5 protein-coding genes are annotated in these 4,159 nt (G+C 38.1%); 2 read left to right on the forward strand and 3 right to left on the reverse strand.

Translation table 11 applies throughout. The features are described 5' to 3' along the window. A partial coding sequence (locus tag GQR46_RS16920; RefSeq protein WP_346766808.1) for a 2TM domain-containing protein occupies positions 1–229 on the reverse strand: 229 nt, incomplete at its 3' end. A 168-nt stretch (positions 230–397) separates the two neighbouring features. Between GQR46_RS16920 and GQR46_RS16925 the strand changes: the two genes are divergently transcribed. Further along, complete coding sequence (locus GQR46_RS16925) at positions 398–1,174, forward strand: EAL domain-containing protein (RefSeq protein ID WP_165741640.1); 777 nt, start codon at positions 398–400, stop codon at positions 1,172–1,174. A 47-nt stretch (positions 1,175–1,221) separates the two neighbouring features. Here the strand turns inward: GQR46_RS16925 and GQR46_RS16930 are convergent, their stop codons facing one another. Then, complete coding sequence (locus GQR46_RS16930; RefSeq protein ID WP_165741642.1) at positions 1,222–2,709, reverse strand: dipeptidase; 1,488 nt, start codon at positions 2,707–2,709, stop codon at positions 1,222–1,224. Positions 2,710–2,846: 137 nt separating this feature from the next. Here GQR46_RS16930 and GQR46_RS16935 point away from each other — a divergent pair, with 137 nt between their 5' ends. Next, entirely contained in the window at positions 2,847–3,038 is a 192-nt protein-coding gene (locus tag GQR46_RS16935) for a DUF2986 domain-containing protein (RefSeq protein ID WP_008169531.1), read from the forward strand. Between the two features lie 2 nt (positions 3,039–3,040). Here the strand turns inward: GQR46_RS16935 and GQR46_RS16940 are convergent, their stop codons facing one another. After that, complete coding sequence (locus GQR46_RS16940; RefSeq protein ID WP_165741644.1) at positions 3,041–4,003, reverse strand: TDT family transporter; 963 nt, start codon at positions 4,001–4,003, stop codon at positions 3,041–3,043. Positions 4,004–4,159 lie beyond the last annotated feature (156 nt).

Genomic DNA, 4,159 nt, shown 5'->3' on the forward strand with positions numbered 1-4,159 from the left:
AAATATCTCTAGGTTTATTCTTACTCAAAGCACTGACTACTAGCCCAATTCCCATCCCAAGCGCTGGCCATACTACCCACATATAACTAGGTGAAGTCAGTAAATTTATAACGGTGAGCAAAGTTAAAATAAGTAGATATGTTTTAATTTTTTTGCCTAATGTAATTGTGCTGCTCATTTTTATTCTCCAAATAATGTATGCCACTATTATTGTTTTAATAAGCACCATGCACAGCTGCTAAATGTCATTAAATAGCATGACATTAGTCATTCCTCCCCACCTAAAAATATAGTTGTTTATCATGTTTCAATACATAAAACCCAATACTTTAATCTGTTTGTGTTAGGCTCTAATTTCAACTAACCTTAAACAAATAAACATTAAAGGATGAGCTAAATGAGCGAAAAATCAAAAGATTTCGAAAAAGTGACATGTAACAACTGCGCTGATACTAACGATCTCGAATTTGATTTTTCAATGGCTTTTCAACCCATTATAAACTGTAAAACTAACCTTATTTATGGCTATGAAGCACTGGTTAGGGGTTTAAATGGCGAGTCTGCTTATTCTATTATTTCAAAGGTGAATGAAGACAACCGCTATGCGTTTGATCAGCTTTGTCGCATTAAAGCCATTCAATTAGCCGCAAAGCTGGGCATAACATCAATGCTAAGCATTAACTTTTTACCTAATGCTATTTATAAACCTGAGCGATGTATACGCACCACACTAGAAGCTGCAAAAAAGTATAACTTCCCAATTCAAAATATTATGTTTGAATTTACTGAAGTAGAAAAAATAGAAGACACCGCACACATAAAGCGCGTTGTTGATTACTATCAGTCTCTCGGGTTTAAAACCGCGACTGACGACTTTGGCGCAGGTTATTCTGGTTTAAATCTACTGGCTGACTTTCAAACGGATATTATCAAGCTTGATATGGCGCTAATACGCGATATAAGCAACGATAAAAAACGCCAATTAATAGTAACTCATTGCTTAAATATGTTTCGCGACTTAAACATAACGGCACTGGCTGAAGGGATTGAAACCGTAGAAGAGTATATATGGCTTAAAAACGCAGGTGTTGAGCTTATGCAGGGGTATTTATTTGCCAAACCAAGCTTTGAAAACTTGCCTGAGGTAAATTTTAAGGACATAGGTGCTGATTAGTACTCAACACCTATTATTAAACCTTATTGAATCTAAGTACGCTTAAACTACATATTACCCAGCTCTATCATCATCGCTGTGTACATGCGTAAATTAAGCTCTAGTTGCTCAATGGTCATAAACTCATGCTCTGAGTGACCCGTGTAACGTTTACCTGGCATTGAAGGGCCAAACGACACTGCGTTATCAAACAGCTTTGCATTAGTGCCACCACCTATTGATACAAAGTCAGCTTTTTCGTCGCCCGTAAAATGCTTGAAAATATCAAGCAGCTTTTGCGCATGTGGCGCGCCATCAAGTAGCATCGGTGTGCCAATAATCGTCTCTATATTAGCAAGGGTTACGTTATTAGCTGCCTGCCAATTAGCGAGTGCATCGTCAATTTGCTTTTGTAGTACAGCTTCGTCTTTACCCATAGGGCGGCGCGCATTTACAGCAAGTGTTAGTGCATTACCATCGCGCTCAATAACGGTTGGTGCCACTGTCATCGGGCCCATAAAGTCGTGCTTATAGGCTATTTCGCCAAACTGTTTACCGTGAATATCTAAACCAATTAACTGATTCACAAAGTCGATTAGCTCGCCGTCACTGTTATTTTCAAGCTCCACACCTTTAAATAACTCAGCTAAATAAGCAATCGCATTTATACCCGACTCTGGCTCTGATGAATGCGCCGACATGCCTTTAACATTTATGGCTAATCCATCATTTTGCTCACTAAAGTTAAACTCAACTTTATTTAATGTTTTGGCTTTTGCTTTTAATGTATTAATAAGTGCAGCATCTGCATTGTGAAGTACTAAGCTTGCATCTTCTGGAATTTGGCTTCTAAACGCACCGCCAGCTACATCTTTTACATACACACCCGTTTGTGGTGATGTCGCTTTAAAGGTAGGAGCTATTAAGCTCCAGCCTTTCTCGGCAACCACTACGGGGTATGATGCATCAATTGTTACTGCATATTTTGGTTGCTCATATGTTTTCATAAACTCCGTGAGCGGGCCCCAATCAGACTCCTCAGCAAGATAAATCATCAGCTCAATGCGGTTATTAAGCGTTATGCCTTTATCTTTAATTGCTTTCATGGCGTAAAGCGCGGTTGCTATTGCACCTTTGTCATCCTCTGTACCACGACCAACTAATTTACCAGGCTCAGAGGTATCTATAATAAAAGGACTTTGTTTCCATTTACTAGCATTTGCAGGTTGCACATCGCCATGCGTTACTACCGTTACTTTTTCGCTTTGCTCGCCCATACCAATTAATACGGTGTACCCTAAATCTTGGTAGTCAAAACCAAGCTCTGCGGCTTTCATTTTTAACAGGGCTTTAAAGCCAATAAAATCTTGGTTTTGTGGCGTTTTTATATTCGCTTTATTAACCGTAGGAAAGGCAACTAAATTGGTAAGAGTGTGTATTTGAGCATTTTGGTAGGTATCTACTGCGTAATCGGCAACGCTATCAATATTTTTATTTAACTGCGCATGAGCACCAAACGCAAATAAAGCAATACTGGCTAAAGCTAACTTTTTCAAAACAATTCCCATTTAATTAATAACTAAGAGCGGTAATTATAACGCTATGAAGCGCTTACTTATAGCTCTTTACGCTAAACACACAGGTAACTTAAGCTGAATATTTATATAGCAGCTTTTATGAGGATGAATGTATAATGCGCGACTTAAAATTAACAGGGTATTTAATTGTGAACCGTCGTAAAAAAATCGTCACTAAATTTCAAAAGAAAGATAAACGCACTAACGCTAAACTACATAAAAGCAACAAACCTGGTTATGTGTCAAAAGCTGAGCGCGAAAAACTAGCTGAACAAGAAAGTAATGAGCCAGAGGTAATCCAAGAGTAACTCTACGCTACCCGTTGCTTTGATAATTTAAAGTGGCAAAAGTACCGACCACTTACATAACCAACTACTGCCGTGGCAACTATAAGTTCAAACGTAGCTAAGTAATTAACTGTATCTACATATGGCATTGCGAGGTTTATACTTTGCATCCAGTCTTTCATTTTAAATAATGCAGTTGCCCCAATAACCATTGGAAATGTAAAAGCAGCGTAGCTCGGCGTAAAAGGTCTGCGTAATAACTTTATAAATAACACATAAACAATCAGTGTTTTTATTATCGCTAATGTAAATAATACTCCCACTATAGTTAGTGATGGATTGGCCGCTATATGAAAATACCCCGCTAATGTTAAACTGGCAGGTGCGGCTAAAATGGCAAGTGTTGGCTGTATTTCGTAATCACTTTTTAATGCTATTAAAAAACGATAAAACATAATTGGCAGTATAGTACTGTACGCTGATATGCCAATAACCAGCGCACTATAGGCTAACCACGCTAATGTCGGATTTCCCGAAAAAGTAACATCTGCAATAATAATACCCACCGGTGGCACAAACCAGCTGGGCGCCATATCTTCAAAGTTAAACTTTTTTGCTCGCTGATATAAAAAGCTCAACAAAAATGTAAAGTGCAGCACAAAAGCTAAAACCCACATAATGTCGCCAGCTAATGGGTCAAATTGCCCCACTGATTTTGAAATAACCAGGTTAGCCATTGCAAATGTCGGGATCACACTTCCTGCAACGGGATGTGCTAAATCAGCTTTTAATAAATCTGGGTGCAGTAAAAATTTAGCAGCCAAAAGTAAAACTAATACGCCAGCTAATAGCGCTCCCAGATATTGTCCATAATTATTTAAATTTAAAACGTTTTCCCATGTCCACCCCATACTGGCAATACCCAAAGCTAAACCGGCCATAGCTGTTGGCGCCACCATCACTTTATTTTTAAATTGCTTAAACACTGTATTTCCTAACCATTGGGTGATGAACAAGTTACTGCTTTTTCTGCATTCTACTAAAACTAATGTTATAAAATTAATAAAACAGTGCCTAATAGAACGTGTTAAGCATACTAATATTTCATAAAAAAAAGCAAAAGCCATAACACAGTTATGGCT

The organism is Pseudoalteromonas sp. Z1A6, from assembly GCF_011378745.1.
GTDB classification, from domain to species: Bacteria; Pseudomonadota; Gammaproteobacteria; order Enterobacterales; family Alteromonadaceae; genus Pseudoalteromonas; species Pseudoalteromonas arctica.

Bases quoted from the DNA above. Each gene is read 5' to 3' on its own strand.
- GQR46_RS16925 (WP_165741640.1), top strand. From the start codon at position 398: ATGAGCGAAAAATCAAAAGATTTCGAAAAAGTGACATGTAACAACTGC.
- GQR46_RS16935 (WP_008169531.1), top strand. From the start codon at position 2,847: ATGCGCGACTTAAAATTAACAGGGTATTTAATTGTGAACCGTCGTAAA.